This is a genomic window from Streptomyces sp. NBC_00158 (genome assembly GCF_045160885.1).
Classification (GTDB): Bacteria; Actinomycetota; Actinomycetes; order Streptomycetales; family Streptomycetaceae; genus Streptomyces.
Map to the genome: position 1 here is coordinate 3,811,744 of NZ_CP108161.1, position 24,136 is coordinate 3,835,879.

Genomic DNA, 24,136 nt, shown 5'->3' on the forward strand with positions numbered 1-24,136 from the left:
CCCGCGGGGTCCGCCGTCAGGGCCTGGAACCGGCGTCCTTCGCCCCGTCCGCCTCCGCCTCGTGTTCCCTGATCGCCGCCTCCACCAGGGCCCGTGCCGCCCAGGTGATGGCCTCCTCTTCGGCCTGCGGGTCGAGGCCCCGGACGTCGCGCAGGGCGATCTGGGCCTCCCAGCCGACCACGATGGTCAGGGCCGAGATGAGCCGCTGGTACGACTCCTCGCTCAGCGTCTCGCGCAGAGGCTCGCAGGCCTGCTCCAGCCACTGGATCCGGCGGGGTCCGCGGCGGGGGGTGGCGGGCCCCGACGTTTCCGCGACCGGCTGGTCGACGGTCAGGCGGATCAGCCGGCGGCCGAGGGGGAGCGACTGCGGTGAGTACTGCAACAGCGTCCTTATGAGGGCGTCCACCCGGGCCGCGGGGTCGTCGGCGATGGCGGGGTCGGTCAGTGCCCGCTCGACCGGGGGCTCGTTGAGCGCGCCCGCGGTCGCGTCGATCAGCAGGTGGTCGAGGCTCGGGAAGTACGTGTAGACCGTGCGGCGCGACACGTCGGCCGCGGCCGCGATCTCGTCGACGGACGGCGTGGCTCCGTCGGCGCACAGCCGGACCGCCGCTTCGACGATCGCCTTGCGGGTGCGGCGGCGCTGCGCTTCGCGGCCGCCGCGTCGGACCGGATCGTCACTGGTCATCGTGGGCTGTCCCTCCCGGTTCGGTGGGTGGACGGGTCTTGACGCACCCTCAGGCCGTAAGTATATCTTCATGCAGTCGCTGCACAGCAGTGCAGTGAATGCATGGAAGTGAATTCGATCGTCGTGCCTGTCACAGGAGCCGGGCGGCCGGTGTCTTGAGGCCGAACCCCTTGAAGCGGAGGACACACCATGAACGAGAACACCGATGTGGTCGTGATCGGCGGCGGGTACGCGGGCGTCATGGCGGCCAACCGCCTGACGCGGCGCGGCGACGTGAAGGTCACGCTGATCAACCCGCGCCGGAGCTTCGTCCACCGGATCCGCCTGCACCAGCTGGTGGGCGGCACGGACGGCGCGGTCGTGGACTACCGGGAGGTCCTGGGGCAGGACGTCCGGCTCGTGGCCGACTCGGTGACGCGGATCGACGCGCCCGGGCGCAGAGTGGAGCTGGCGGGCGGGGACGCGGTCGGCTACGACTACCTGGTGTACGCGGTGGGCAGCGGCAGCGCCGACCCGAACGTGCCCGGAGCGGCCGAGTTCGCGTACCCGATCGGCACCTTCGAGGAGGCCGGGCGGCTGCGGCCGGTCCTCGACGCCGCGCCGAAGGCCGCCGCGGTGACGGTGGTCGGGGCGGGTCCGACCGGCATCGAGACCGCCGCGGAACTGGCGGAGCAGGGGCGCGCGGTGACCCTGGTGTGCGGCGGGGTGCTGGGCCCGTACCTCCACGCGCGCGGCCGGCGCGCGGTGGCGGCGAAGCTGGCCGGACTCGGCGTGACGGTGCTCGACGGCCCCGACGCGAAGGTCACGGCCGTGACGCGCGATGCGGTGCGGCTGGCCGACGGCCGTACGCTGCCCAGTGCGGTGACCATCTGGACCGTCGGCTTCGGCGTGCCGGACCTGGCCGCGCGGAGCGGGCTGAGCACCGACGAGCTGGGCCGCCTGCTCACGGACGAGACGCTGACCAGCGTCGACGACGACCGCATCCTCGCGGCGGGGGATTCGGCGGCGCCTTCGGGCCTGCCGCTGCGGATGAGCTGCCAGGCGGCGATGCCCATGGGCGCACGGGCCGCCGACACGGTGCTCAGCCGGATCGCCGGCGAGCGGCCCGAGACCCTCAACCAGCCGTTCGCCGCCCAGTGCGTCAGCCTGGGCCGCGGCGACGGCATCTTCCAGTTCGCCAAGAGGTCGGACGTGGCGGTGTGGTTCAACGTCAACGGCCGGCTCGGTGCGAAGCTCAAGGAGGCCGTGTGCGCGGGCGTCGTCAAGCACCTGGCCCACGAGGCCCACAAGCCCGGCGGGTACAAGCTGCACCGCATGTCGGGAGGCGGCGCGCGCCAGCAGCGCGTACTGCAGGCCGGACAGGCCGAAACCCCGGCCACCGCACAGCGCGCGGATGCCTGACCGGACTTCCCTGTACGAGGCCGGGCCGGCGGGACGGACCAAGCCCGCCGCGGCGTCGGCCCGGCGTGCCGGCCCGGGCTTTCCCGTACCTGCCGCGTCACGCCGTGGGCTGTGGCTGGTGCAGTTCTGCCTGGCCGAAGAGGAGTGCGTAGCCGGTGGGGAGTTGGTGGAGGATCCGGTCGAGGAGGCCGGGGCCGGTGAGGCGGGTGACGACGGCGAGGACGGCACCGGTGTCCCAGCGGGCGATGGCCGGGCTGGTGTCGGTGCGGGCGGCCAGGTCCTTGACGAAGTTCCAGCCGGTGAGCTGTTCGGTGTCGGGGACCTGGGCGGTCAGGGCGAGGGCGGCTTCGACGGGGAGGCACTGGGCGAGGTCGACGCGTTCGTCGCCGACGAGCTGGCGTCCTAGTGCGGCGAGGACGTTGCGGACGGCTTCCTCGGCGCGTTCGCGGGTGGGGTAGGCGCCTTCGTAGCGCACGCGTTCCAGCATCTGTTCGAACGTCATGGCGGCCTGGGCCTGGTGCGGTCGAGGCTGGTCGTACATGGTGCCGTGGTTGCCTTTCTCGTCGCTGGTTCGGTGTCCGGCGGGTGGTGCCGGCCGGTCAGGTGGGCTGGGGGTGGCCGAAGAGGAGGTCGTAGCCGGGTGGGAGCTGGAGCAGGACGTCGCGCATGAGGACGTCTCCGGCCGCTGCGGCCACGGTGGACAGGACCGCGCCGATGTCCCACAGCGCCGTCTTCTCGGTGGCGCCTTCGATCCAGGCCGCGGTGGCGCGGACGAAGCGTTCGGGGGAGAGGGGCTCCGCGGCCTGCAGGGGGTTGAGGAGGATCAGGGCGTAGGTCTCGGGGAGGCGGGCGGCTAGGCCGGCCCGGACGGTGCCGACCAGGTGTGCGCCCAGCAGGGCGAGGACGACGCGGGCCGCGCGTTCGGCTTCTTCCCGGGTCCTGTACTCGCCGCGTTCCTGGACGTGGTCCAGGAAGGCTTCCCGGCGCATCGACATCTCACGTCACCTCCGGGGGAGGGGTGAAAGGGGGGCGAGGGGCGCGGAGGACGGGGTGCCGGAGGGGGATCGGGTTCCCCGTCCTCCGTCTCTGTACCGGCCGGTCAGCCGGAGATCTGCTTGCGGCCGGAGTCGCCGCCGATGGCGATCTTCCGCGGCTTGGCGCGCTCGGCGATCGGGATCCGCAGGGTCAGGACACCCGCGTCGTAGTCGGCTTCGATGTGCTCGGTGTCGAGGGTGTCGGCCAGCACGATCTGGCGGGAGAAGACACCGAGGGGCCGCTCGGAGAGCTCCATCTGCACGCCGTCGGCCTTCTCCGCGGGCCGGCGCTCGGCCTTGACCGTCAGCATGTTCCGCTCGACGTCGATGTCGATCGCCTCGGTGCTGACGCCGGGGAGGTCGAAGGCGATCACGTACTCGTCGCCGTCGCGGTAGGCGTCCATGGGCATCACGGACGGCTTCGACCACGTGCCGGACGCTCCGGAGAGCTGCTGAATGATCCGGTCCATCTCGCGGAACGGGTCGGTGCGCATCAACATCGCGAAACACCTCCAGTCGGTTCAGGCAGAAACTGCCAATGCGCTTCAACGTGCTCCCGTTGTAACATGTCATCGAAACGATGACAAGCAAGGCGTCATCTGGAGGATGACAGATCGCGGAGACCGTCATGAACGAGGCTGCAGACCGGACCTCACCCGTCACCTTCCTCGCCGCCGCCGCGGCCCTGGAGACCATCGACCAGGCCCTCAAGGACGCGCAGCAAGGCTCCACGAGCACGCCGGCGGCGGCTTCGGGACCGGGCGCCGGCCCGCACCCGGCCCTGGCCGCGCTGCTGATGCTGCGCGAGGTCCGAGAGCAGCTCGCCGGCTGGGAAACCAGCCTGATCGAAACCGCCCGCGGCCAAGGCGCCAGCTGGGCCGACCTCGCGGGCCCGCTCGGGGTCGCGAGCCGCCAGGCCGCCGAGCGCCGCTACCTCAGGCTTCGCCCCGGCAAGGCCGGGAGCACCGGCGAGGAACGCGTCCAGGCCACCCGCGACACCCGCGCAGCCGACCGCAGCGTGGACGCCTGGGCCCGAGACAACGCCGCCGACCTGCGCCGCCTCGCGGGCCAGGTCACCGCCCTCACCGGCCTCGCCGCCGGTGCCGAGGGCGCCATCGGCGACCTGAACCAGGCCCTCGCCCACAACGACACGGCCCGGCTGGTGCGGCCCCTCGCCGACACCCGCGCCCACCTGCGGCCCGAGGACGCCGAGCTCGCCGAACGCATCGACGCCCTCACCCGCCACACCGACCAACTCCGCCGGGACACACACGACCAGCGCAGCACGTGACCCGTACCCCCGGGCGCCGGGGGGCAGGTCCGAAGACGCAAGGAGCGATCACCATGGCCGGACAGCTTCCCCAGGATGCCGGCGGCAGCGGCATCGCCGTGGAGGTCCTGGACCACGCCGTCGCGATCAGGCCCACGGGCGAGATCGACATCGATACCGCACCCGCTCTGCACCGCGCCCTGTCCGAGGCCCTCGCCCACGCCTCGCCGGCCAAGCCCGTGGCGGTCGACTGCAGCGCCCTCACCTTCTGTGACTCCTCGGGGCTGAACGTGCTCCTCACCGCACGCCGCACAGCTCAAGGGACCGGCACCGTCATCCGCCTGGCGGCCCCCAGCCCCCAGCTCCAGCGCCTCCTCGAGATCACGGGCGCCCGCCCCCTCTTCCCCGTGGACCCGTACCCGCCGGCCTGTCGGCAAGTGCGGGAGTAGGCGCCGCAGCACTTCCGGCCCGGTACCGACCGCATGGCGTCTCGCGCGACGCCGTGCCCGTGATCGCCTGGAACCGCTTCAGCCGGCAGAGGTGTCCTCGGGCTGCTGAGTCGCTGCGCGGCGGTATTCGGCGTTGATGCGCTGGGCTTCCTCGAGCTGGTCTTCCAGGACGATGATGCGACAGGCTGCCTCGATGGAGGTTCCCTGGCCGACGAGTTCCCGGGCGCGGGCGGCGATGCGCAGCTGGTAACGGGAGTAGCGGCGGTGGCCGCCCTCGGAACGCAGGGGCGTGATCAGGCGGGCGTCCCCGATGGCCCGGAGGAAGCTCTGGGTGGTGCCGATCATTTCGGCGGCCCGGCCCATCGTGTAGGCGGGATAGTCGTCGTCGTCGAGACGGTCGTACGAGTCGTCTGCTGTCATGTGGTCCTCTCTGCGGAACGCGTTCAGGGTCCTGGTGCCGTACGGCACCAGGACCCTGAAGGAACTACTACACCATCTCCCGACCCCGATATCGCGCCGCCTCCTGTGTCCGGCTCCCGGCCTGCCTCGATCCCCGAGCCCGCACCGATCCCGCTGGGCAGCACTTCGCCCCGCCGGATGCCCGGCGGGGCGAGGACGAGGCTTGCAGGACGAGGGCGGGCCCGGGCTACCCGGGCCGTCCCGGTCGACCGTCACGCACGGGACGGGGAGCGGACGAGGCTCCCGGGGTGCCCGGCGGGCGGCGCGCCGTTGCCGGGGAGGTCGCGCAGCCGGAGGTGGTCCGAGTAGGAGGGGCTGTCCCGGACGGCGGTGAGCTGGGCCGTGGTGACCAGTCCGGTGCACAGGCCGTCGTCGTCGCAGACGAGCAGGCGCCCGGCGGGGGCGCCGGCCATGACGGCCAGGGCCACCTCGACGGTCATGTGGTCACCGACCCGGAGTCCTCCCCCGTCCCCGGTGTCGGTCACCGTCCTGGCCGCGGTGATGGCGGGCGCCGAACGGAGCTGTGTGTGGACCGGTGTCACAACGTGCCTCCTGAGGAGATGGGCCGGCTTCCGGATCACGTGGACCTCAGGCCGCCGAGTCGGCGGAGCGCCGCGTGTCGGCGCCCCGTGCTGCCGGGGCGGGACGGCGCCGACCGCGGGAGGTCGCGTCGCGCCCGGGCGGCGCGGCGGGCGGCGCGGCGATCGTCACCGGGATGCCCGACGGGGTGCGTGCGCCGGTGATCCGGGCGAGGGCCTCCTCGCCCGAGCGGACCCGGGTGGTCTCGGGCACGATGCCGGCGTTCGCCATGAGGCGGGTCATGTCACGGCGCTGGCCGGCGGTGACCAGGGTGACGACGCTGCCGGACTCGCCGGCCCGGGCGGTACGGCCGCCGCGGTGGAGGTAGTCCTTGTGGTCGGCCGGGGGGTCCACGTTGACGACGAGGTCGAGGTGGTCGACGTGGATGCCGCGCGCGGCGACGTTCGTCGCGACCAGGACGGTGACGTGTCCGGTCCGGAACTGGGAGAGGGTGCGGGTGCGTTGTGGCTGCGACTTCCCGCCGTGCAGGGCGCCGGCCCGGACACCGCAGCCGAGGAGGTCCGCGGTGAGGCGGTCCACGGCGTGCTTGGTGTCCAGGAACATGATCACTCGGCCGTCGCGCGCGGCGATCTCGGTCGTCAGCCGGTGCTTGTCGGCATCGTGCACGTGGAGGACGTGGTGCTCCATCGTGGTGACCGCGCCCTGGGAGGGGTCCACGGAGTGGACGACGGGATCGGTGAGGTAGCGCCGGACCAGGAGGTCGACGTTGCGGTCCAGCGTCGCGGAGAACAGCATTCGCTGGCCCTCGGGGCGGACCTCGTTCAGGAGCGCCGTGACCTGCGGCATGAACCCCATGTCGGCCATCTGGTCGGCCTCGTCCAGGACGGTGATCGAGACCTGGTCCAGCCGGCAGTCGCCGCGGTCGATCAGGTCCTTGAGGCGGCCGGGCGTGGCCACGACGACTTCGGCGCCCCCGCGCAGGGCGTTCGCCTGTCGACGGATCGGCATGCCGCCGACGACGGTGGCCAGGCGCAGGTTCACGGCGCGGGCGTAGGGAGCGAGGGCGTCGGTGACCTGCTGCGCGAGTTCCCGGGTGGGGACCAGGACGAGCGCCAGCGGCCGGCAGGGCTCGGCGAGCTGTCCGGCGGTGCGGGCGAGGAGGGACAGACCGAAGGCGAGGGTCTTGCCGGAGCCGGTCCGGCCGCGGCCGAGGACGTCACGGCCGGCCAGGGAGTTCGGCAGTGTCGCGCCCTGGATGGGGAACGGGACGACCACGCCCTGCACGGTGAGCGCGGCCAGGAGACGCCGGTCCAGGGCCAGATCGGCGAACCTCTCGACGGGGGGCAGCGCAGGGGTGACCGTCTTCGGCGGTGCGAACTCGCCCTGCGCCGGGGCGGGCCGCCGGCCGCCTGCGCCGAAGCGCCCCGGAGCTCCCGATCGGTTCGGGGCGGACGAACGGGAGGGGCTGCTCAGTCCCGAACCGGCTGAGCCGTACACGGGGCCGCCGTTGCGGCGGGCACGGGAGGAACGGCCGTTCGTGCGTGTGGGGTCCATTCAGAACCTTCCTTGATGCGGCGCGTATCGAGGAATTCCAGCGGCGGATGAACGGCGTCGGGAATCACGGCACGGGCCGAATTAAAATGCGGCCGGCAGGCGGCTTGGCTCTGGGCGGCGAACTGTCGGCACCGCCGGGTGAGCGAAATAAACGCGCGAGACGCAGGTGCGCGTGAAAACCGGGAGAAACGCATGCAGCTGGGGCCCGCACCCCGAGGGATGCGGGCCCCAGCTGCATGTGACGCGTCGGCGTCAGGCCGAGACGATGTTCTCGGCGGTCGGGCCCTTCTGGCCCTGCGCGATGTCGAAGGAGACCTTCTGGCCTTCCTGGAGCTCGCGGAAACCCTGGGTGGCGATGTTGGAGTAGTGGGCGAACACGTCAGGGCCGCCACCGTCCTGCTCGATGAAGCCGAAACCCTTTTCCGCGTTGAACCACTTGACGGTACCGGTGCTCATGTCATGTCTCCTTGGGGCAGTACGCCGGGATCCGTACCGTACGGACGCCGTGTCGCCGCGATGATGCCCTGCCCGGAAAATGACCGGAAATGCAAAGCGCTTCCGTGCGGCGTGTGGCCGACCAGAGGTGCTTGAAGCTGGGGTACCAAAACTGCAACTAATTTCGACAGTAGCACGCCGACGCGGTCTGTGTGTGTCGAAAATTCTCCCCGCCGTGTTACCGGTAATAAATCTCCGGGTGAAAGCGGCTAAAACCTCGGTCCGCGAACACAGGTATTCGGGCGCTCTCGGCCGCGCCGTCGTCCGAGGTGGTTTCGCCGCGCGCCCGCTTGAGGCTGGGACACGGCCTCCCTCCCCGTCGGCTTCGGCGGGGACCGGCCGCAGGTCAGCGCGGTGGCACTGGAGGACGTCACCGTTCAGGGCGTAGTCGAAGCTGACTTCCGGCGACCGCGACGTGCGGCATCACCATGGAGAGCGGGTGCAACAGGGACCACTGGATCTCCGCGGCCACGCTCATCGGTTCGCTCCGGCGGGTCCGGAAGAAGAGGTCGGTGTAGCCGTTCGCGGTCTGGCTTCCGTGCGCGCCCCGGCGCACACCGGCTGATGACGGGAACACGGCCGGACACGGAGAGACCGGTGCCACCGCCGTGTACGACTGCGGCTTCGATGCCCACCCGCAGGCTCACGGTCAGCGCGGCCACGGTCAGCGCGGCCACGGCCCGGGAGGTCGCCCACCAGACGGACGCGTTCGCCCGCGTCTAGGTGTATTGACCCGCAGCGTTGTTCACGCGGCTGATCGGGGGCTTGCCTGCGAGTGCGGTGTGGCAGCGGTGGTGGTTGTAGGTGTGGAGGAAGTCCGCCAGGGCGGCTGTCCGCTCGTCGTTCGAGGTGTAGGGCCGCAGGTAGGCCCATTCCTCGAGGAGGGTGCGGTTGAAGCGTTCGACCTTGCCGTTGGTCTGCGGCCGGTAGGGCCGGATGCGTTTGTGGGTGATGCCCGCCGAGGCCAGCGTCTGGGTGAAGAGCTTGGACTTGTAGCAGGAGCCGTTGTCGGTCAGGACGCGTTCGACGGTGATGCCGTGGGCGGCGAAGAAGGCATTCGCCCGCTGCCAGAAACCGGCCGCGGTTTCCTGCCGTTCGTTGGCGAGGACTTCGCTGTAGGCGAGGCGGGTGTGGTCGTCGACGGCGGAGTGGACGTAGCTGTAGCCGATCACCGGTGTGCTGCTCTTGCGCTGGTGGGTGGTGGCCTGCCGGTTGTGGTCGCGGGCCGTGCGGCCCACGGCCCGCCATCCGCCGCCGTCGGGGATGTTGCCGAGTTTCTTGATGTCGATGTGGACGAGTTCGCCGGGCCGGTCGCGTTCGTAGCGGCGGATCGGCTCTCCGGTGGGCCGGTCGAGCCAGGCCAGGCGGTTCAGGCCGTGACGGGCCAGGATCCGGTGCACGGTCGAAGCTGGCAGGCCCAGGACCGGGCCGATCCGGGCAGGACCGAGCTTGCGGCTCCTGCGCAGGTCACAGACGCGGGCTTCGACCGCCGGAGGAGTCCGGTGCGGGGTCGTGCCAGGGCGGCTGGAGCGGTCGTGAAGACCGGTGTCGCCTTCCGTGCGCCAGCGGCGGACCCATTTGTGGGCGGTGGCCCTGGATATGCCCATCTCGGCCGCGACGTGCGCGACGGGTCGGCCCGAGCGGACGCGTTCGACCAGCAGTTGCCTACCGAAGACGGTCAGCCGGGCATTACGGTGGGACACGAAGACCTCCGTCGTGCAATGGGTTCCTAGACAGCTCCCACCACACCGGAGGTCTTCGCCATGTTCAAGACCTACCGAGTGTCAACAACGCTCGTGATCAATACATCTAGGCCGTCGCTTCCTCCTGGGCCTCCAGGTGCCGGATCCCGTCATGGGTGAGCGTGACCATCGCCGGGGTGTTGCCGGGTTCCCAGTCGACGGTGACCAGTCCTTCACCGGCCAGGTAGGTGCAGGCGGCGGCCAGGTCCTGGTCCGCCACGTGGAGCTCGCGCCGCAGCTGTGCCCCGGTGATGCCGAGGAGGCGGTTGCCCTCGACCGCTTCGTACAGGACATGGAGCACCTGTTCGCGGTAGCTCTTGCGTTCGCGCAGTGTGGCCATGGCCGCGTCCTTTCGTGTGCGGGGACGGGCTCCGGGGCCGGCTGGTCGGGGCGCCGTGGCGCCCCGACCGCTGCCCCCAGTCGGAGGAAGGTCCGTTCCTCACCGGCCGGCATCCGTGTGGTGGGCTCGACGACCGGTGTCGTCCGGCAGACCGGGAGGTCTCGGCAGGGGGTCACTGAAGTGGTAGGCCGCGATCCGCGCGTCGTGCTGGGCGTTCAGCAGGTGGATCCAGTACATTCCGACGGCGATCGCGACGATGGTCACCGCGATGAGGACGAAGGTCTCCACGGAGCTCACCTCCAGCCGTTTCCGGGCAGCGGCAGGGTGCTCCGGTCCATCGGGTTCCCGAAGGGGGACATGCAGGCTCCGCCTTCGCCGTCCCAGATGGCTTCCTGGCGCCGGTCGTCGCGGATGCCGCGCCCGATGACGGTCTCGTTGGCCATGAGGACGCCCGCCGTCAGGACGCTGCCCGGGATCGCGGCGGCGGCCATCAGGCGGGCGGCGGCTGCCGGCCCGGCCCCGGGCGGGATGACGAGTAGGTCCCAGCGGCCGACGTTGTAGGAGAGCAGGATCAGCTTGTCGGGATCCTGCTCGGTGAACCAGCCCACGTGCAGGACGTGCCCGTCCACGGTGACCGTGTGCGGTATCACTGGCCAGCGCGCGGGGTTCACCGTGACGCGGGTGACGCGTCCCCAGGGCTCGGCCAGGGCGGCGACCAGCGCCGGGAGTTCGGCCGCGAGGTCGCGGGAGCGGGGCCACCAGGCCCCGTCCAGCTGGCCGGCGAGGGCGGTCTTCGGGGTGAGGGACAAGCGTGCCGGAAGCTCTGCGGCGAGGTCGCGGGGCGCGGTCCGGTCGAGTGCGGTGGTCATGATGGGGACCTGCCCCCGGGCTGCCCGTCGGCGGCCCGGTCTTTAGGCGATCGCCGGAAGTGACACCTGCGTGGAAGCCGGTGCGCGAAGTACCTCCGGTGCTTCCACTGTACGCCTGTTCGATGGGTAATGGCCGGTGTGACCAGGGATCTTCCGGTGCGGGCGCTGTGGAGAGCGGCGGTGCGGGCGACGGGAGTACCGTGGAGCGACGGCAAGCTCGCGTGCGTCGCAGGCCGGCTCGGTGCTGACGTCCACGCGGCGCGGCCGCACCCCGTAGACGGGCGGATCCACATGACTGACTCCGACGTTCCGCACAGGCCGCCACTGCTCCTGCCGGACGAGATCCACCAAGCCGTCGAACCCGGCACGGCGCTGCTGCGGCTGGAGACGACGCGGTCCCGGGAGGGGCGCCTCGACGGCGCGTGGTGGCCCCGCACCCGCGACATCGAGACCGAGCTGCCCGCGCTGATCGGCGTCCTGGCCGGGCATCTCGGGCCGATCACCCGTGTGGGCGTGGACGCGTCCGCCTGGAACGGCCTCCCCACCCGCCTGGTCATCGACGACCAGGTCGTGCACCTCGACTCCGATCCCGTCGGCGACGACACCGTCCTGATCACCCGAGGCGACAACGACCACTTCGTCCTGCTGGTCGTTCCCCCGGACACCACGGCCGACGCCGCCCGCGAAGCGATGGCCCGCGCCGTCCGCGCCGACAACATCACCGAGGCCGCTCAGATCCTCATCGCCACCACACCCGGACCCGCAGAAGGCGCCACCGCCGCCCCGACGGCCTGATCCTGAAGCCCTCAGGCGGGTGCAACGCGGCATCCCGCGCCGCGGGGCACTTCCTGTCGGCCGCCGCTCTCGTCAGAGCGACTCGTCGTGCAGGTCCTCTTCGCGCAGCAGGTCGTCCTCGCGGCGGCGCCCGGTCTCCTTCTGGTCCTGCTTCTGTGCCCGCTTGCGGGACTGCTTCCCCGGCCGAGGGTGCGCGGGGTCTCCGGGGCGCTGGTGACCCTGTGCTTCGCTTCCCTTGCCCGGCTCCTGACGCTTGTCCGGCGTACCGCCCATGGCCGCGACTCCTTCGATGCGTGGGTACGGATCCCTCTCGGACGAGGCTCACACGCGCGGTGGAGGTCCGCACCATGTCGACTCCGAAGCGGGGCACACGGGTGACGCCCGTTCCCGACGCAGGCTGTCGTCGGCCGGGGAACCGATACGGGGATACCGCGAGCGCCGACCGGGCAGGCGCGGGACATGCGGTCTCAAGGGAACCGTCACGGGGTTTGCCCCGCCCCAGCTGCCACACCGGTGGCTGGCGGGGGTTGTCGAGTGGCCGAGCTGGTTCCCCCGGGCCGATGGGGGCAGGCTGAGAAGTGCACCGGCGGGGCCGTGACCGTGCGAAGGGACCTGAGGATGATCCAGGCAGCGGACATTCGCGAATGGCGCACCCACGAGGTGGTCGACTCGGGCGGGCACAGGATCGGCTCGCTGGAGGCGATCTACGTGGACACCAGCACGGACGAGCCGGCCATGGCCACCGTGCTGGTGGGGCTGCCCACCCGGCACCGGCTGGTCTTCGTTCCGCTGGACGGCGCGATCGTCGGGCCGGGGTACGTCAAGGTCGGCTACGACAAGGCGCTGGTGAAGAAGAGCCCTTCCATCGGCACGGACGACGTTCTGCCGGCCGAGGACGAGGAAGCCGTCTTCCGGCATTACGGCCTCTCCTACCGGCCCGGTGCGGGCGGCGAGCGGCAGCTCGCCCGCCGCTGACCCCCCATTCGCCCGAGGAGGTGTCGACCTCGTGAAGGTCTTCTTGATCCTGGTCATCGTGGCGATGGTGCTGGGCATCATCGGCGCTGTCGCTGAAGGCATGCTCTATCTGCTGGTCATCGGCATCCTGGTCTTCGTGGCGTCCCTCGTGTACCTGGGTATGCACGGGCGTCGCTCCGGACGCCGCCACCTCCGCTGAGAATGCCTCGGTTCGCGGATGCGAGTGCCGGAGGCGCGGCAGGGCGGCGTGACGGCCCGGATGCACGCGTCCTCGGTGCCGGGGGTGCGGGAGCGGTCTTTCCCCCGCTGACCAGTAGTGCCGTCAACCGCCCACCTCGTGTCCGACGGATCCCAGGATCCACAGGACGGGGCCTCGGTCGCCCGCGCCCTGCACGCAGGCGACACCACCGCTTACTGCGCCCGGCAGGCGTCAGCCGTCACTCTGCAGCTGGTGGATCCGAAGCCTGGGCGGTGCGGCGGTATTCGGCGTTGATGCGCTGGGCTTCTTCGAGCTGGTCCTCGAGGATGATGATGCGGCAGGCCGCCTCGATGGGTGTGCCCCTGTCGACCAGCTCCCGGGCCCGGGCGGCGATGCGCAGCTGGTAGCGGGAGTAACGCCGGTGTCCGCCTTCGGAGCGCAGCGGGGTGATGAGGCGGGCTTCACCGATGGCGCGGAGGAAGCCCTGGGTGGTGCCGAGCATGGCAGCGGCCCGGCCCATCGTGTAGGCGGGGTAGTCGTCGTCGTCGAGACGATCGTCGAACGAGTCGTGTGCTGTCATCTGCACCTCTCTCTGGAACGCGTGGAGGGGCCCTGGTGCCGTACGGCACCAGGGCCCCGAAGGAACTGCTTCACCATCTGCCGACCTTAGTACCGCGTCGGCCTTCTGTTTCCGCGGACCTGGCCTGCACTCGGCCTGGGCGCGGGGATCGCGGTTGCTTGACCGGAGACCACCTCACTGTCGATGTCCTGCGGTACCCGGGTTCCGTCTTTCACCCCGGGCGATCCTGATGGCGGCCAACTCCTCCGTTCTTTCCTCTGAACGATCACTTGCCAAGCGGGGGACTGCGTACTGCTGATACTGCGAACCGCACTTGCTGAACTGGCACTGCGTTACTGCTCATGGCGGCCCCTGTGCTGCGGGCCACCCGGTCCGGCCGTCAGTTCCGTCGCCGTCCTGCGAAATCCCTGGCTTCGAAACTCCACCACCGGACCGTCCTGCGCACTACGTACGTGTCCTGCTGCCCGGCAGTTCGTCCCTCCGGGCCTTGCTCGATCTCGGCTACGAGAGAAACCATAGCCATCCCGGAGTCGAATGTCTACTTCAGCCATCATAGATTTTCGCGTGTTCGACGAGGAGGTAATCGGGTTCGAACACGACCTGATCAAGGTGTGGGCAGCCGGGAGCCGACGCGGCCTCCGGTAGTCCCGGTGACTCGGCGTCCGAGCGAACGGATTGCATGGCCCGGGTCCGCAGGGCGGGGCGGGCCCTAGAATCGGCTCCCATGTCGAAGCCTGACGAGCTGCTCGTGAACGTCGCCGCCCTGGTCGAGTCCGGGCAGAGCAACCAGATGTCCCTGACCGTGGTCACCAGCGGTGCTGTGATCACCGGCCGGCTGGCTCCCGAGGCCGTGTGGCGGCAGCGGGTGTCGGAGGTGTTGGAGGATTCGGACCGGCTGGGCGAGTTCTCCGGTGCGTTCACCGCCGTGACGGGCAGGGAGGCGCCGCCCACGCATCTGCACTTCCATGTGGCGCGGATCCTGCAGGGAACCATGGGCATCCCGGAGACGGGTGGCATGTTCCGCGTATCGATCGAGGACGTCACCGCCTGGACCGTGGGCGACCTCAGCTACTCCGACCGCTGACCGCCCTGGCCGGTATGTGATCCAGCGCACATCGGCAGGAGCGATGAGTCTTCTCCTTGCCATCGGTCATATGGGTGACGAGTTCGAAGCGAGGAAGGCCCTGCCATGACCGACATGTTCACCGCGCCCCGCCACGTCCTTTCCACCGTGCGCGCGTCCCGATCCGCCGTGCGGTGGGCCCTGGCCGGTGGCGCGGCGGCGGGTCCGCTGTTCCTGGCGGTCGGACTCGCCCAGGGTTTCGTGCGGGACGGCTTCGACTTCACCCGGAACGCGATCAGCCAGCTCGCCCTCGGCGAGGCGGGCTGGATCCAGACGGCGAGCTTCCTCCTCACCGGTGCGCTGCTGCTCGTCGGCGCGACCAGACTGCGGCGAGCACTGCGCGGGGGTCCCGGCGGGACGTGGGGTCCGGTCCTCGTCGGCGTCTTCGGCGGCTCCTTCTGGTTTGCGGCGGCCTTCCCGGCCGATGCCGGTGCGGGCTTTCCCGTCGGGGCGCCCGAGGCGACCTTGATGAGCGGGCACGGCGCCGCCCACATGTTCGGCGGGATGATCGGCTACCTCGCCTTGTGCGCCGCGTTCTTCGTCCTGGCTCGCCCGCTCGCATCCCGGGGCCTGCGGGGCTGGGCCGTTGCGTCCCGCACCGTACCCGTGGCTGTCCTCGCCGGGTTCATGGCATCGGCCGCCTCTGTCCTGGCGTTCACCGTCGGCGCGGGCCTCGGCCTGCTGTGGCTGAGCGCGGTGACGGTCCGCCTGGCCGACGTCCCGGCCGGCCGCTAGCCGACCGCGCCGGCCGGGCCGAGGCCAAAGATTCCGCTTCTGCCCCGGATCTGGCACGGGACGGAGGCAAGTTCAGGCAACGTGAAAGCCCCAGGTCGCTGACCTGGGGCTTTGTCGTGGAGCGGATGACGGGAACCGAACCCGCGCTACAAGCTTGGGAATCTACTGCCCTTGGCGCTCTCACGCGGGTGCTGACCTGCATGGACAGGCTCTGCGGGGTGACTTTCGGGACCCTGTCTCGAACCGGTCGTGACCGCTCTTGGCCGTCCTTGAGGGCACGGTTGGCACGCCCTTCGCGTTGGTCCACGTGGGGTGGGAGTCGTCCGGATCGTCTGCGTGCTGCCGTTGCCGGTAGGCCACCGGCCCAGGGGGCTGCACTCGCAAGTGGTCAGGTGCAAGGGGCTTTTCACTCCGTGTACGGCAGCCAGGCGTTGTTGTTCGCGTTGTACCAGTAGCTGTGGCCCGCGTTCAGGGCGACCGTGCGGAACGGGCGGCCGTGGTCGTCGATGCGGGTGGTGCCCTTGCGGTCGCCACTGCTCCAGGCCAGCTCCAGATACCAGCTGACGTCCTGACCGAGTGTGGCGGCGTCGACGTTCAGCACCTGGGGGTCGGTGGCGGAGACCTTGTACGGGAAGTCGGTCGAGGCAGTCGGCCGCTCGCCCTCCTTGCCGGGTACGGACCTGGCCCTCGGGGAGGGGTCGTCCAGGTTCACGGCGAAGGACGCCGGCACCAGTGCGCCGCCGCAACCGGAGCCCATGGTGTAAGCGTTCCAGCCGGGAGCCTTGCGGCCGCTCACGACATGGACGTACAGCGCGTGCAGGACCGCGGCCTTGCCCTCGGTTCCCTGGACGGTCAGCTGCATGCGCAGGTGCCCCGCCGGGACGGCGTTCAGGGCCCGGGCCCACCCTTCGGTCGCCTGCCCGGCGGGTGGCGGGGGGACCGTGCCGGGTGCCTTGTCCAAGGCGAACCACTGGTCGCAGGGGCTGTCCCAGTTGTCGGGCAGGACGTTGACCGTGAACGGGGCGGTGGGGGAAGCCTCCTCCTTGGCGGTGGCCGGCGAGGTGGACGTGGACGTCGCCGAGGTGGACGCGGACGTTGCAGAGGGGGACGACGGTCCGGGGCTGGACGGGGGTGCGGAATCGGCTGTGGGCGTGGGTGACGACGGCCCGCCGGACGGCAAGGCCGGGCCCGCCGCCGCCCGCTCGCGCGAGGACGGCTGGACGGCGCCGTGGCGCGTGTCCCCGTGACCCGTGTCTCCCATGGCGGAGACGGCGGCGGCGGTCCCCGCCACCGCGGCGGTGGCCACGGCGGCCGCAACGGCGAGCAGCAGTCGAGGACGCCGGGCCCGCAGTACGGAGGCCCGGGTGGGGCCCGGCTGGACCAGGGTGGCGGGGGCGTGCGCGAGTGCCTCCGGTGCCGGTGCCGGTGCCGGTGCCGGTGCCGGTGCGGGTGCCGGTGCGGGTTCCGGAGCGGGAGCCGGAGCCGAAGCCGAAGCGGGAGCCGAAGCGGGAGCCGAAGCGGGAGCCGAAGCCGGCGCGGGAGCAGGGGTAGGCGCCGGGGCGGCCCCGGCTGCGGACGCCGGGGTCGGTGCGGAGTCGTCGGTCTCCGCCCGCGGCCGGACCTCCGAAGCCTCCCCAGCCACCGCCACCGCCGATGCAGGTGGCGCCTCCCGCGCGGTGTCACCGCCGCGCGGCGCCGCGGGGTTCGGCGCTCCCGATGCCGGGGTCTGCCCCTCCGTCACGCCCCGCCGCCGCTCCAGCAGTGCCAGCAGCCACTGCCGGTGCAGCGCGGGCAGTTCGTCGGCCGAGGCACCGCAGACCCGGGCGAACCGCTCCACCGGGGCGTAGTCCGTCGGCACCGCCGCGCCGCTGCAATAGCGGTGCAGCGTCGAGTTGCTGGAGTGCAGACGCTTCGCGAGCGTGCCGTAGCTGCGCCCCGAACGCTCTTTGAATCCGCGCATCAGCTCCGCGAACCGCTCCGTCTCCGTGGCCATTCCACCCTCCCCCTCATCCCGGAAGCCGTTCCAGGCTCACCCGATCGCCCAGGTGAGAGGGGTCGGGAGCATTCCAGGGTTCCTACTATCCCGGCCCAGACGCCACTGGGACAAAACCCGCCCCACAGTTGCGTCATCAGCCCGTCGGTCCGCCGACCGGATCGGCGGGCGGATCCGACGGTCGCAACGGGAGGGCCCCCACCCGCCCCACCGACCGCCCTCGGTCGCCTGCGGTAGCAGCCGACCGGAACAGCAGCCACACCCCACGTCTCGTCAGGCGGGAAGCGAAAGCCTCCGTCTGACGACCGCACCGACACGGAGAGTTCCCCATGCGCACCCACCGACTCCGCACCGCTGCCCTGGCCACCGCCACCGCCGGCCTCGCTCTGGCCCTGACCGCCTGCGGCGGCTCGGACAGCGCCGGCGGGCCGACCGCGAACCCTGCCGCGGCCAAGACCGCGGACAAGCAGGTCTCGACCGGGACCGTGACGCCGTCCGGGGAGGGCGCCTCCGCAGCCCCGTCCGGCGGCAAGGCCACCGGAACCGGCACGGCCACCCCGGCGAAGGCCGGTTCGAGCGGCAAGAACAAGGGGGACACCACCGATGACTCCTACGCCTACACGCACCCCTGCTCGGCGCGAAACCTGACCGTCAAGGTCACTTCCCCGACGGGCACTCCGGCCACCGTCCGCATCATCAGCGTGACCAACAACGGTTCCACCTCCTGCGGTCTGGACTACTTCCCCACCGTCGGCTTCAGCGCCAAGGGCGGCGCGCTCGGACTCCAGGCCACTGCCCCCGGCGGACTGGGCGGCGCCCCGGCGTACCCGGTGCGTCCCGGCGCCACCGCGTACGCGGCCGTGGACCTCAACCCGTCGGGTGGCAACGGCCCCGTGGCCGACGAGGTCAGCGTCCTCGCCGACAAGGAGCACATGCCGAACGCGGACGGCGTCAGCCTCCAGCTGGCCAAGCCGGGCACCGTCGCCAACCCGAAGGTCGGCCTGTACCGCACCAACACCCACGACGCGCTGAGCGCCTTCTGAACGGACTGGCAGGGCCTCTGGCGGGGATCTGGCACGGAACCTTGAGAAAGGTCTAGGCAATGCGCAAGCCCCAGGTCGCTGACCTGGGGCTTTGGCCGGGATCTATCCGTGGTGCTCGCTGGTCAGGGGGTCTGGCGTGGAGCCTTCAGGGAGTCGAGCCAGCGGAGGAGGCGGGCTCCCTCGCGGGTCATGATGTCCGGGTCGCGCAGGGCGTTGGCCAGGAGTGACATGCCCTGGTAGGCGGAGACGAGGGTGACGGCGAGGTCGTCCGGGTCGGGCAGGCCCAGGGCGCGGAACTGCCGTCCGGCCCAGTCCAGCAGGCGCCGGATCACCGCACCGGCCTCCGCGTCGAGGGTCCCGTCCGCGCGCTTGTCCAGTTCCACGGCCAGGGTGCCGGTGGGGCACCCGTAGCGGGCGGCGACGTCGCGCTGGCCGACCCAGGCTTCGATCAGGGCCTTGAGGCGGTCGCGGGGGTCAGTCAACCCATCGAGCCGGCGGGTGAGTTCATCCAGGTGCGCGCTGTGCTCGGACAGTGCGGCCTGGACCAGCTCGTCCTTGGTCTTGAAGTAGTAGTAGACGTTCCCGACGGGGACCTCGGCCACGCGCGCGATGTCGGCGAGGGTGGTCCGTTCGACGCCCTGCTCGTGCAGGATCCGGGCCGCCGCGGCCGTGAGCCGTCGGCGCTTGTCGGCTCCCCGTGCCACCCGGGGCTTCGCTGAGTCAGTCACCCAACCAACTATAGACAGCACCCGAGGGGCCCGTGCTAGGGTCCAATTAAGTCAGTCAACCAACTCTCTCGGGGGGCGTAATGATCGTGGTGACGGGTGCGACCGGCAACATCGGGCGGACGCTGGTGCCGCTGCTGGCCGAGGCGGGCGAGGAGGTCGTGGCCGTCTCGCGGCGGCCGCAGCCCGCCGGGCTTCCGGCCGGCGTCCGGCACGCCCAGGCCGACGTGGGGGGCGCGGCGAGCATGCGGCCGGTCCTCGATGGCGCCGACGCCTTCTTCATCCTGCTGGGCGGCGAGCTCAACGGTCACGGCGAGAGTCCGGAGGCCCTGTTGGGCGCGGCCGAGGCTGCCGGGGTCAAGCGGGTCGTCCTGCTCTCCTCCCAGATCAACTCCACCCGCCCCGAGGCCCCCTCGCACACCCGCCTGCGCGAGTTCGAGGCTGCCGTCCGTTCGTCCGGACCGGAGTTCACCATCCTGCGCCCGGGCGGTTTCGCCTCCAACGCCTTCGCCTGGGCCGAGTCGGTCCGCACGAAGCGCGCGATCTTCGCTCCGTTCGGAGATGTGGCGCTGCCCGTCGTCGACCCGGCGGACATCGCCGCGGTCGCCGCTGCCGCGCTGCGCGAGGACGGCCACGCGGGCCGTACGTACGAGCTGACCGGCCCCGAGGCGATCAGCCCCCGGCGGCAGGCCGCCGCGATGTCCGAGGCCTTGGGTGAGGACGTGACCTTCGTGGAACTGTCCCGCGAAGATGCTCACGCACACATGGCGCGGTTCATGCCGGAGGAGGTCATCGGCGGGACCCTGGACGTCCTCGGCCTCCCGCTGCCGGCCGAGCGGGAGGTCAGCCCCGATGTGGAGAGCGTCCTCCACCGCCCGGCCAGGTCCTTCGGCGACTGGGTCGCGCGCAACCTGCCGCCCTTCCGCTAGGACCGGTTCCTCGTCGGCCCCTCCGCGTCGTTCATCACCGGGCAATCCGTCCACGTCGACGGCGGCTGTCCGCTGCACTGAGACCGTCAACAAGCAAGGAGACAGACCGACATGAAGGAACGAGTCCGCGCCGTCCTCGTCACCGCTGACGAAACGATGCTGGTCATCCGCCGCACCAAGCCCGACGTCCCCCAGTACTGGGTCCTCCCCGGCGGCGGCGTCGAGCCCGGCGACGAGTCCCGGGAGGCCGCACTCCATCGGGAGATCCACGAGGAGATCGCGGGGAAGGCCGACATCGTCCGCCTCCTCCACACGACGGAGTCCGACGAGGAGCGTCAGCTCTTCTACCTCGCCCGCATCACTGCCTGGTCCTTCGACGAGCGCACCGGTCCCGAGTTCAGCGCCGAGGGCCGCGGCGAGTACGCGCTGGAGGAGATCCCGCTGACCGTGGAAGGGCTCGACGGCATCGACCTCAAGCCCGAGGAGATCGCCCACGTCCTGCGGGGCGCCATCACCGCCGGGACCCTCACCCCGTTCGGTCGGGCTTCTCGGGCGAGGTGATCCTCACAAGGGGCACGTCACCAATCTGATGCCCTGTTGGGGAAGTTTGGCGCGCGAGCCCCGATGGGGCTAGGCAACAAACAAGCCCCAGGTCTCTGACCTGGGGCTTTGTCGTGGAGCGGATGACGGGAATCGAACCCGCGCTATAAGCTTGGGAATCACCGACATCTGGCTTGATCATAAGTCTCCTGACCTGCGAAGACGAACTCTGGAGCGGCATCTTGTGACGCCCCGGGGCTACCCGTCTTGACCGCTGTTCACCGTCCCGAAGGGCACGGCTGGGGTACGCCAAGAGTCAGACGCCGACGCGCGTACCGGCCGCCGGGCGACGAGGCCCGGTCGCTGTCCGCGACGACGAGGGTGTCCCGTGGTGACCCCTGGCTTCTGGCAGGACCCCCTCGGCGGGCGGCGGCTCGTGCCGCCCTCGATCTCGTCCCTACGGCGCCCGTGCGGCCGCGAGCAACGGCAGGTGATCAACGTGCTTGGCGCAGGCCGGTGGAGGCTGTGGTCGTGGTCACGGCCGCGCGAGCGCGTCCAACAGTGCCCGCGTCTCCCGGGCGTCGTCCGCGAGCCCCAGCCGCTCGTGGACGGCCAGCGCGTCCTCAAGACAGGCGCGCGCCTGCCGTGGCCTGCCGAGCCCGGTGTGCACCGTCCCGAGCGTGCGCAGGAGCGTGGCCTCCAATGCCGCGCTGGTGCGTTTGGCGAGCGGCAGCACCGCCTCGGCGGCTTCGGCGGCGAGCAGCCAGCGGCCTGCCTCGGCGTGGATGCGGGCCACCAGATCTCCTGCCGCCGCCTCGAACACCGTCACCTGAAGGGCCGCGAACTCCTCCCGGGCGCGTACCGCGTGGACCAGAGCCGCCTCCGGATCGCCGCACAGCCGTAGTACCCGGGCCAGGTAGTAGCGTCCGGTCGTGGCCGACACCGGGCCCGACCCGTCCATCAGGCGGGCGCAGCGCTCGGCCGCGGCCCTGCCTTCGTCCACGCGTCCTGTCTGGGCGCAGCAGAACGCGAACTCCCCCAGGGCGCTGCCCTCCGCACGCTCCGCTCCCACCCGACGGAAGAGCTCGGCCGCGCTGCCCGCGTACGCGGCGGCCTCGGCGTACCGGCCGCGGATGCGGAGGTTGCTGCCCAGGGCGAGCAGTGCCTTGGCCCGTACTCGTACGACCGGACCGTCCTCGACGTCCTCGCACAGGGCGACCGCCCGGCCGATCTCCCGCTCAGACTCTTCGTACCGGTTGACGTGCCACAGCATGATGCCGCGTACATGGCGGGCGAGGGCCTCGGAGCCGTTGTCACCCCGGGCCGCCGCCTGGTGGGCGATGCGCTCTGCCAGGTCGGCGATGGTCGCTGTCTGCCCCCGCTCGAACAGCACGGACCCCATCTTGTCGGCGAGTTCGGCGGCGCGGTCCAGGGGCAGCGCCGGATCGGCGCAGCTCAGAAGGATGGCCGCGGCGTGGATGCCGGCCTGTGCGCGCATCCAGCTCACCGCCTGGGCCGAATCGGCCACGGGGCGGCCGGGGGAGGAGACCCATGCGTCGAGAAGACTCTGCTCGACGGGGTCGACGGAGCGGGCGGCGAGGTCGGCGTTGCGCGCGGTGGCCAGGCAGAAGTCGACCAGCCGGTTGGCGGCCGCCGTGTGCTCCTCGGCGGGTTCCTCGGCGGCCAGCCGGTCGCGGGCGTAGTCGCGCACCAGGTCGTGGAAGCCGTAACGCTCGAACTGCGGGGAGTGCAGCAGGTTCAGATCGACGAGTGCTTCGAGAAGCTCGTCGGCGTCCGCTTCGGACCGCCCGAGCAGCGCCGCGGCGCAGGGCAGCGAGATGTCCGGGGCGTCGGGTAGGGCCATCAGCCGGAATGCGCGGGCGAGGTCCGGGCCGAGACGGTTGTAGGAGAGGGCGAAAGTCGCCTCCACCGTGCGATTCCCGTCGTCCAGTTCGGTCAGCCGACGCTCGTCGCGCAGCCCCTCGGAGAGTGCCCGCAGGGTGAGTGCGGGGTCAGCGGTGAGCCGGGAGGCGACGATCCTGATGGCGAGTGGCAGCAGCCCGCAGGCCACCACGATCTCCTCGGCGAGGCCGGGCTCGGCGGCCACCCGCTCGGCTCCCGCGATCCGGGTGAACAGTTCCAGCGCCTCGTCCCGGGAGAGGGTCTCCAGACGCATTTGGTGGGCCCCGGAGAGACCGGTGAGGCGGGTGCGGCTGGTGATGAGAACGGCGCAGCCGGAGGAGCCCGGGAGCAGGGGTTTCACCTGGTCCGGCCCGACGGCGTTGTCGAGCAGGACGAGTACCCTGCGGCCCGCGAGCGCCGAGCGGTACAGGGCGGAACGTTCCCCCAGGTCCAACGGAATCTCGGCCGCGGCGACCCCCAGCGCGCCCAGGAATCCGGCGAGTGCCCGGCCGGGGTCCAGGGGAGTTCGGTCGGCGCCGCGCAGGTCCGCGAAGAGCTGACCGTCCGGGAACCGCTCGTGGACCCGGCGGGCCACGTGTACCGCCAGCGTCGTCTTGCCGATGCCGCCCATGCCATCCAGCGCGGAGACGACCACCGCCCGTCCGACTCCGCCCACGAGGCGGTCCAACAGCATCTCGACGGTGGACTCCCGGCCGGTGAAGTCGGCCAGACCGGCGGGGAGCTGGTGCGGTGCCTGCCAGACGGGGGACTCCGCGCGGGCGGCGGAGAGGGGCAGGAGGGCGGGGTCCTCGCGCAGGATGCGCAGGTGCAGCGCAGCGGGCCCGTCAGCGCGCCGCGCGCCGCTCACCGGCCCGGGCCCGCCGCTGCGACGGGTGCCGGTGCCGGGGTCGTGCCGGGAGCCGTGGCCAGCGCCCGGCACGACCCCGCCGCCGGTGGACGACCCTGCCCGGGCGTCGCCCTCGCGCCCATCCGGCGGCAGCGCCCTGCGGGCCTCCTCGTACACCGCGAGGGCCTCGGCCTTGCGCCCCCCTTGGTACAGGGCCCGCATGAGGACGGCGGTGAGCCGGGACCGCCCCGGGTGCTCCAGCGCGAGCGAGGCGGCCTCCGCCGTCAGATCCGTGCGGTCGCCCAGCTCCACGTCCATCTCCAGCTGGAGCTCCTTGGCGCGGAGCCACTGCTCCAGCAGCCGGGCCCGTACCGATTCCGCATGGGGCCCGGCGAGGCCGGCCAGCGGCTCCCCGTCCCACAGCCGGTGCGCCCGCAGCAGCACCTCCCGTACCCCGTCGGCCGGAGCACCCTGGTCGCGCAGCCGCTCGGCCTCGGCGAGCAGACGCTCCCAGACCACGACGTCGACCTCGGCGTCCGGCGCCGCGAGTGCGTAGCCGTCGCCCACGCGGACCAGCAGCCCTCCGGCACGCTCCGCTCCGGCACACGCCTTGAAGGCGGCCCGCAGCCGGGACACGTGCAGTTGTACGGCCTTGCGCGGCTCGGAGGGCGGGGTGCCGCCCCACACCCCGTCCACGAGGACCGCCGTGGCGACCGTACGCCCCGAGGCGGTCAGCAGCGCGGCCAGTACGGCCCGCTGCTGGGGCCGGCCCAGATCGACCTCGGCATCCCCGTACCAGGCCCGTAACGGTCCGAGCAGGCTGAATCGCAGTGCGGATTCCCCCATGGTGCTTCCCCCCGTCCTCGTGGTCCGCGCCCCGTCCGCCGCGTACTCCCGTGGACCCCGCGGGAT

Annotated in this window: 28 protein-coding genes and 1 pseudogene; 11 read left to right on the forward strand and 18 right to left on the reverse strand. The window is 71.6% G+C overall.

Annotated elements, in window-relative coordinates; genetic code table 11:
- Positions 1–16: 16 nt before the first annotated feature.
- Positions 17–685, reverse strand: a complete 669-nt coding sequence (locus OG553_RS17570) for a TetR/AcrR family transcriptional regulator (protein ID WP_405979882.1) — start codon at positions 683–685, stop codon at positions 17–19.
- 189 nt (positions 686–874) lie between these two features.
- Between OG553_RS17570 and OG553_RS17575 the strand changes: the two genes are divergently transcribed.
- Positions 875–2,086 (forward strand): NAD(P)/FAD-dependent oxidoreductase, encoded by a 1,212-nt coding sequence (locus OG553_RS17575; protein WP_405979883.1) that lies wholly within the window; start codon positions 875–877, stop codon positions 2,084–2,086.
- Between the two features lie 97 nt (positions 2,087–2,183).
- On the opposite strand, the gene OG553_RS17580 is transcribed toward OG553_RS17575, so the two are convergent.
- From OG553_RS17580 to OG553_RS17590, 3 genes are all read right to left on the reverse strand, one after another.
- Positions 2,184–2,627 carry a DUF2267 domain-containing protein gene (locus tag OG553_RS17580; RefSeq protein WP_405979884.1) on the reverse strand — a complete coding sequence of 148 codons (444 nt, stop codon included), beginning with the start codon at positions 2,625–2,627 and terminating at the stop codon, positions 2,184–2,186.
- 58 nt (positions 2,628–2,685) lie between these two features.
- Positions 2,686–3,081 (reverse strand): DUF2267 domain-containing protein, encoded by a 396-nt coding sequence (locus tag OG553_RS17585; protein WP_405979885.1) that lies wholly within the window; start codon positions 3,079–3,081, stop codon positions 2,686–2,688.
- A gap of 104 nt (positions 3,082–3,185) precedes the next feature.
- On the reverse strand, positions 3,186–3,620 hold the full coding sequence (locus tag OG553_RS17590) for an Hsp20/alpha crystallin family protein (protein WP_405979886.1): 435 nt from the start codon (positions 3,618–3,620) through the stop codon (positions 3,186–3,188).
- A 128-nt stretch (positions 3,621–3,748) separates the two neighbouring features.
- Between OG553_RS17590 and OG553_RS17595 the strand changes: the two genes are divergently transcribed.
- Both OG553_RS17595 and OG553_RS17600 read left to right on the forward strand, forming a co-directional pair.
- Positions 3,749–4,411 (forward strand): HSP18 transcriptional regulator, encoded by a 663-nt coding sequence (locus OG553_RS17595; protein WP_405979887.1) that lies wholly within the window; start codon positions 3,749–3,751, stop codon positions 4,409–4,411.
- 53 nt (positions 4,412–4,464) lie between these two features.
- Positions 4,465–4,839 carry an STAS domain-containing protein gene (locus tag OG553_RS17600; RefSeq protein ID WP_405979888.1) on the forward strand — a complete coding sequence of 125 codons (375 nt, stop codon included), beginning with the start codon at positions 4,465–4,467 and terminating at the stop codon, positions 4,837–4,839.
- Between the two features lie 78 nt (positions 4,840–4,917).
- On the opposite strand, the gene OG553_RS17605 is transcribed toward OG553_RS17600, so the two are convergent.
- From OG553_RS17605 to OG553_RS17645, 9 genes and pseudogenes are all read right to left on the reverse strand, one after another.
- On the reverse strand, positions 4,918–5,259 hold the full coding sequence (locus OG553_RS17605) for a MerR family transcriptional regulator (RefSeq protein WP_405979889.1): 342 nt from the start codon (positions 5,257–5,259) through the stop codon (positions 4,918–4,920).
- A gap of 251 nt (positions 5,260–5,510) precedes the next feature.
- Positions 5,511–5,840, reverse strand: a complete 330-nt coding sequence (locus tag OG553_RS17610) for a CBS domain-containing protein (RefSeq protein WP_405979890.1) — start codon at positions 5,838–5,840, stop codon at positions 5,511–5,513.
- 46 nt (positions 5,841–5,886) lie between these two features.
- Positions 5,887–7,392: a DEAD/DEAH box helicase gene (locus tag OG553_RS17615; RefSeq protein ID WP_405979891.1), complete on the reverse strand. Its 1,506-nt coding sequence runs from the start codon at positions 7,390–7,392 to the stop codon at positions 5,887–5,889.
- Positions 7,393–7,644: 252 nt separating this feature from the next.
- The gene (locus tag OG553_RS17620) at positions 7,645–7,848 is read right to left on the reverse strand and encodes a cold-shock protein (RefSeq protein ID WP_225801502.1); all 204 of its coding nucleotides are present in this window, start codon (positions 7,846–7,848) and stop codon (positions 7,645–7,647) included.
- 402 nt (positions 7,849–8,250) lie between these two features.
- Positions 8,251–8,416 (reverse strand): annotated as a pseudogene (locus OG553_RS17625) (serine/threonine-protein phosphatase); the annotation flags it as partial.
- A 190-nt stretch (positions 8,417–8,606) separates the two neighbouring features.
- Positions 8,607–9,590, reverse strand: a complete 984-nt coding sequence (locus OG553_RS17630; protein ID WP_405979892.1) for an IS481 family transposase — start codon at positions 9,588–9,590, stop codon at positions 8,607–8,609.
- 106 nt (positions 9,591–9,696) lie between these two features.
- Positions 9,697–9,969, reverse strand: coding sequence for a hypothetical protein (locus OG553_RS17635; RefSeq protein WP_405979893.1), 273 nt, complete (start codon positions 9,967–9,969; stop codon positions 9,697–9,699).
- A 99-nt stretch (positions 9,970–10,068) separates the two neighbouring features.
- On the reverse strand, positions 10,069–10,257 hold the full coding sequence (locus OG553_RS17640) for a hypothetical protein (protein WP_405979894.1): 189 nt from the start codon (positions 10,255–10,257) through the stop codon (positions 10,069–10,071).
- A gap of 5 nt (positions 10,258–10,262) precedes the next feature.
- Positions 10,263–10,838 carry a DUF5994 family protein gene (locus OG553_RS17645; protein WP_405979895.1) on the reverse strand — a complete coding sequence of 192 codons (576 nt, stop codon included), beginning with the start codon at positions 10,836–10,838 and terminating at the stop codon, positions 10,263–10,265.
- A 291-nt stretch (positions 10,839–11,129) separates the two neighbouring features.
- Between OG553_RS17645 and OG553_RS17650 the strand changes: the two genes are divergently transcribed.
- On the forward strand, positions 11,130–11,633 hold the full coding sequence (locus tag OG553_RS17650) for a DUF5994 family protein (protein WP_405979896.1): 504 nt from the start codon (positions 11,130–11,132) through the stop codon (positions 11,631–11,633).
- A gap of 72 nt (positions 11,634–11,705) precedes the next feature.
- Here OG553_RS17650 and OG553_RS17655 read toward each other — a convergent pair whose 3' ends face one another.
- The gene (locus OG553_RS17655; protein WP_405979897.1) at positions 11,706–11,906 is read right to left on the reverse strand and encodes a hypothetical protein; all 201 of its coding nucleotides are present in this window, start codon (positions 11,904–11,906) and stop codon (positions 11,706–11,708) included.
- A 345-nt stretch (positions 11,907–12,251) separates the two neighbouring features.
- Here OG553_RS17655 and OG553_RS17660 point away from each other — a divergent pair, with 345 nt between their 5' ends.
- Together OG553_RS17660 and OG553_RS17665 are read left to right on the forward strand one after the other, a co-directional pair.
- On the forward strand, positions 12,252–12,608 hold the full coding sequence (locus OG553_RS17660) for a PRC-barrel domain-containing protein (protein WP_405979898.1): 357 nt from the start codon (positions 12,252–12,254) through the stop codon (positions 12,606–12,608).
- A gap of 31 nt (positions 12,609–12,639) precedes the next feature.
- Positions 12,640–12,807: a hypothetical protein gene (locus OG553_RS17665; protein WP_405979899.1), complete on the forward strand. Its 168-nt coding sequence runs from the start codon at positions 12,640–12,642 to the stop codon at positions 12,805–12,807.
- Between the two features lie 238 nt (positions 12,808–13,045).
- Here OG553_RS17665 and OG553_RS17670 read toward each other — a convergent pair whose 3' ends face one another.
- Positions 13,046–13,387, reverse strand: coding sequence for a MerR family transcriptional regulator (locus OG553_RS17670; RefSeq protein ID WP_405979900.1), 342 nt, complete (start codon positions 13,385–13,387; stop codon positions 13,046–13,048).
- A 724-nt stretch (positions 13,388–14,111) separates the two neighbouring features.
- Between OG553_RS17670 and OG553_RS17675 the strand changes: the two genes are divergently transcribed.
- Both OG553_RS17675 and OG553_RS17680 read left to right on the forward strand, forming a co-directional pair.
- On the forward strand, positions 14,112–14,471 hold the full coding sequence (locus tag OG553_RS17675) for a hypothetical protein (RefSeq protein WP_405979901.1): 360 nt from the start codon (positions 14,112–14,114) through the stop codon (positions 14,469–14,471).
- A 105-nt stretch (positions 14,472–14,576) separates the two neighbouring features.
- Positions 14,577–15,245: a DUF998 domain-containing protein gene (locus OG553_RS17680; protein WP_405979902.1), complete on the forward strand. Its 669-nt coding sequence runs from the start codon at positions 14,577–14,579 to the stop codon at positions 15,243–15,245.
- Between the two features lie 406 nt (positions 15,246–15,651).
- Here OG553_RS17680 and OG553_RS17685 read toward each other — a convergent pair whose 3' ends face one another.
- Positions 15,652–17,238 (reverse strand): helix-turn-helix domain-containing protein, encoded by a 1,587-nt coding sequence (locus OG553_RS17685; RefSeq protein ID WP_405979903.1) that lies wholly within the window; start codon positions 17,236–17,238, stop codon positions 15,652–15,654.
- A gap of 329 nt (positions 17,239–17,567) precedes the next feature.
- On the opposite strand from OG553_RS17685, the gene OG553_RS17690 reads away from it, so the two are divergent.
- Complete coding sequence (locus OG553_RS17690) at positions 17,568–18,281, forward strand: DUF4232 domain-containing protein (RefSeq protein WP_405979904.1); 714 nt, start codon at positions 17,568–17,570, stop codon at positions 18,279–18,281.
- Between the two features lie 122 nt (positions 18,282–18,403).
- On the opposite strand, the gene OG553_RS17695 is transcribed toward OG553_RS17690, so the two are convergent.
- The gene (locus OG553_RS17695) at positions 18,404–19,009 is read right to left on the reverse strand and encodes a TetR/AcrR family transcriptional regulator (RefSeq protein ID WP_405979905.1); all 606 of its coding nucleotides are present in this window, start codon (positions 19,007–19,009) and stop codon (positions 18,404–18,406) included.
- Between the two features lie 80 nt (positions 19,010–19,089).
- Here OG553_RS17695 and OG553_RS17700 point away from each other — a divergent pair, with 80 nt between their 5' ends.
- Together OG553_RS17700 and OG553_RS17705 are read left to right on the forward strand one after the other, a co-directional pair.
- Positions 19,090–19,935 carry an SDR family oxidoreductase gene (locus OG553_RS17700; RefSeq protein WP_405979906.1) on the forward strand — a complete coding sequence of 282 codons (846 nt, stop codon included), beginning with the start codon at positions 19,090–19,092 and terminating at the stop codon, positions 19,933–19,935.
- Positions 19,936–20,046: 111 nt separating this feature from the next.
- Entirely contained in the window at positions 20,047–20,496 is a 450-nt protein-coding gene (locus OG553_RS17705) for an NUDIX domain-containing protein (protein ID WP_405979907.1), read from the forward strand.
- 514 nt (positions 20,497–21,010) lie between these two features.
- On the opposite strand, the gene OG553_RS17710 is transcribed toward OG553_RS17705, so the two are convergent.
- The gene (locus OG553_RS17710) at positions 21,011–24,070 is read right to left on the reverse strand and encodes an AfsR/SARP family transcriptional regulator (protein ID WP_405979908.1); all 3,060 of its coding nucleotides are present in this window, start codon (positions 24,068–24,070) and stop codon (positions 21,011–21,013) included.
- Positions 24,071–24,136: the final 66 nt, after the last annotated feature.

Coding starts and splice junctions, on each gene's coding strand:
- OG553_RS17570 (WP_405979882.1), bottom strand. CDS start 685: ATGACCAGTGACGATCCGGTCCGACGCGGCGGCCGCGAAGCGCAGCGC.
- OG553_RS17710 (WP_405979908.1), bottom strand. CDS start 24,070: ATGGGGGAATCCGCACTGCGATTCAGCCTGCTCGGACCGTTACGGGCC.
- OG553_RS17645 (WP_405979895.1), bottom strand. CDS start 10,838: ATGACCACCGCACTCGACCGGACCGCGCCCCGCGACCTCGCCGCAGAG.
- OG553_RS17660 (WP_405979898.1), top strand. CDS start 12,252: ATGATCCAGGCAGCGGACATTCGCGAATGGCGCACCCACGAGGTGGTC.
- OG553_RS17615 (WP_405979891.1), bottom strand. CDS start 7,392: ATGGACCCCACACGCACGAACGGCCGTTCCTCCCGTGCCCGCCGCAAC.
- OG553_RS17580 (WP_405979884.1), bottom strand. CDS start 2,627: ATGTACGACCAGCCTCGACCGCACCAGGCCCAGGCCGCCATGACGTTC.
- OG553_RS17650 (WP_405979896.1), top strand. CDS start 11,130: ATGACTGACTCCGACGTTCCGCACAGGCCGCCACTGCTCCTGCCGGAC.
- OG553_RS17675 (WP_405979901.1), top strand. CDS start 14,112: ATGTCGAAGCCTGACGAGCTGCTCGTGAACGTCGCCGCCCTGGTCGAG.
- OG553_RS17680 (WP_405979902.1), top strand. CDS start 14,577: ATGACCGACATGTTCACCGCGCCCCGCCACGTCCTTTCCACCGTGCGC.
- OG553_RS17690 (WP_405979904.1), top strand. CDS start 17,568: ATGCGCACCCACCGACTCCGCACCGCTGCCCTGGCCACCGCCACCGCC.
- OG553_RS17590 (WP_405979886.1), bottom strand. CDS start 3,620: ATGTTGATGCGCACCGACCCGTTCCGCGAGATGGACCGGATCATTCAG.
- OG553_RS17700 (WP_405979906.1), top strand. CDS start 19,090: ATGATCGTGGTGACGGGTGCGACCGGCAACATCGGGCGGACGCTGGTG.
- OG553_RS17655 (WP_405979897.1), bottom strand. CDS start 11,906: ATGGGCGGTACGCCGGACAAGCGTCAGGAGCCGGGCAAGGGAAGCGAA.
- OG553_RS17685 (WP_405979903.1), bottom strand. CDS start 17,238: ATGGCCACGGAGACGGAGCGGTTCGCGGAGCTGATGCGCGGATTCAAA.
- OG553_RS17705 (WP_405979907.1), top strand. CDS start 20,047: ATGAAGGAACGAGTCCGCGCCGTCCTCGTCACCGCTGACGAAACGATG.
- OG553_RS17585 (WP_405979885.1), bottom strand. CDS start 3,081: ATGTCGATGCGCCGGGAAGCCTTCCTGGACCACGTCCAGGAACGCGGC.
- OG553_RS17575 (WP_405979883.1), top strand. CDS start 875: ATGAACGAGAACACCGATGTGGTCGTGATCGGCGGCGGGTACGCGGGC.
- OG553_RS17635 (WP_405979893.1), bottom strand. CDS start 9,969: ATGGCCACACTGCGCGAACGCAAGAGCTACCGCGAACAGGTGCTCCAT.
- OG553_RS17605 (WP_405979889.1), bottom strand. CDS start 5,259: ATGACAGCAGACGACTCGTACGACCGTCTCGACGACGACGACTATCCC.
- OG553_RS17670 (WP_405979900.1), bottom strand. CDS start 13,387: ATGACAGCACACGACTCGTTCGACGATCGTCTCGACGACGACGACTAC.
- OG553_RS17620 (WP_225801502.1), bottom strand. CDS start 7,848: ATGAGCACCGGTACCGTCAAGTGGTTCAACGCGGAAAAGGGTTTCGGC.
- OG553_RS17595 (WP_405979887.1), top strand. CDS start 3,749: ATGAACGAGGCTGCAGACCGGACCTCACCCGTCACCTTCCTCGCCGCC.
- OG553_RS17600 (WP_405979888.1), top strand. CDS start 4,465: ATGGCCGGACAGCTTCCCCAGGATGCCGGCGGCAGCGGCATCGCCGTG.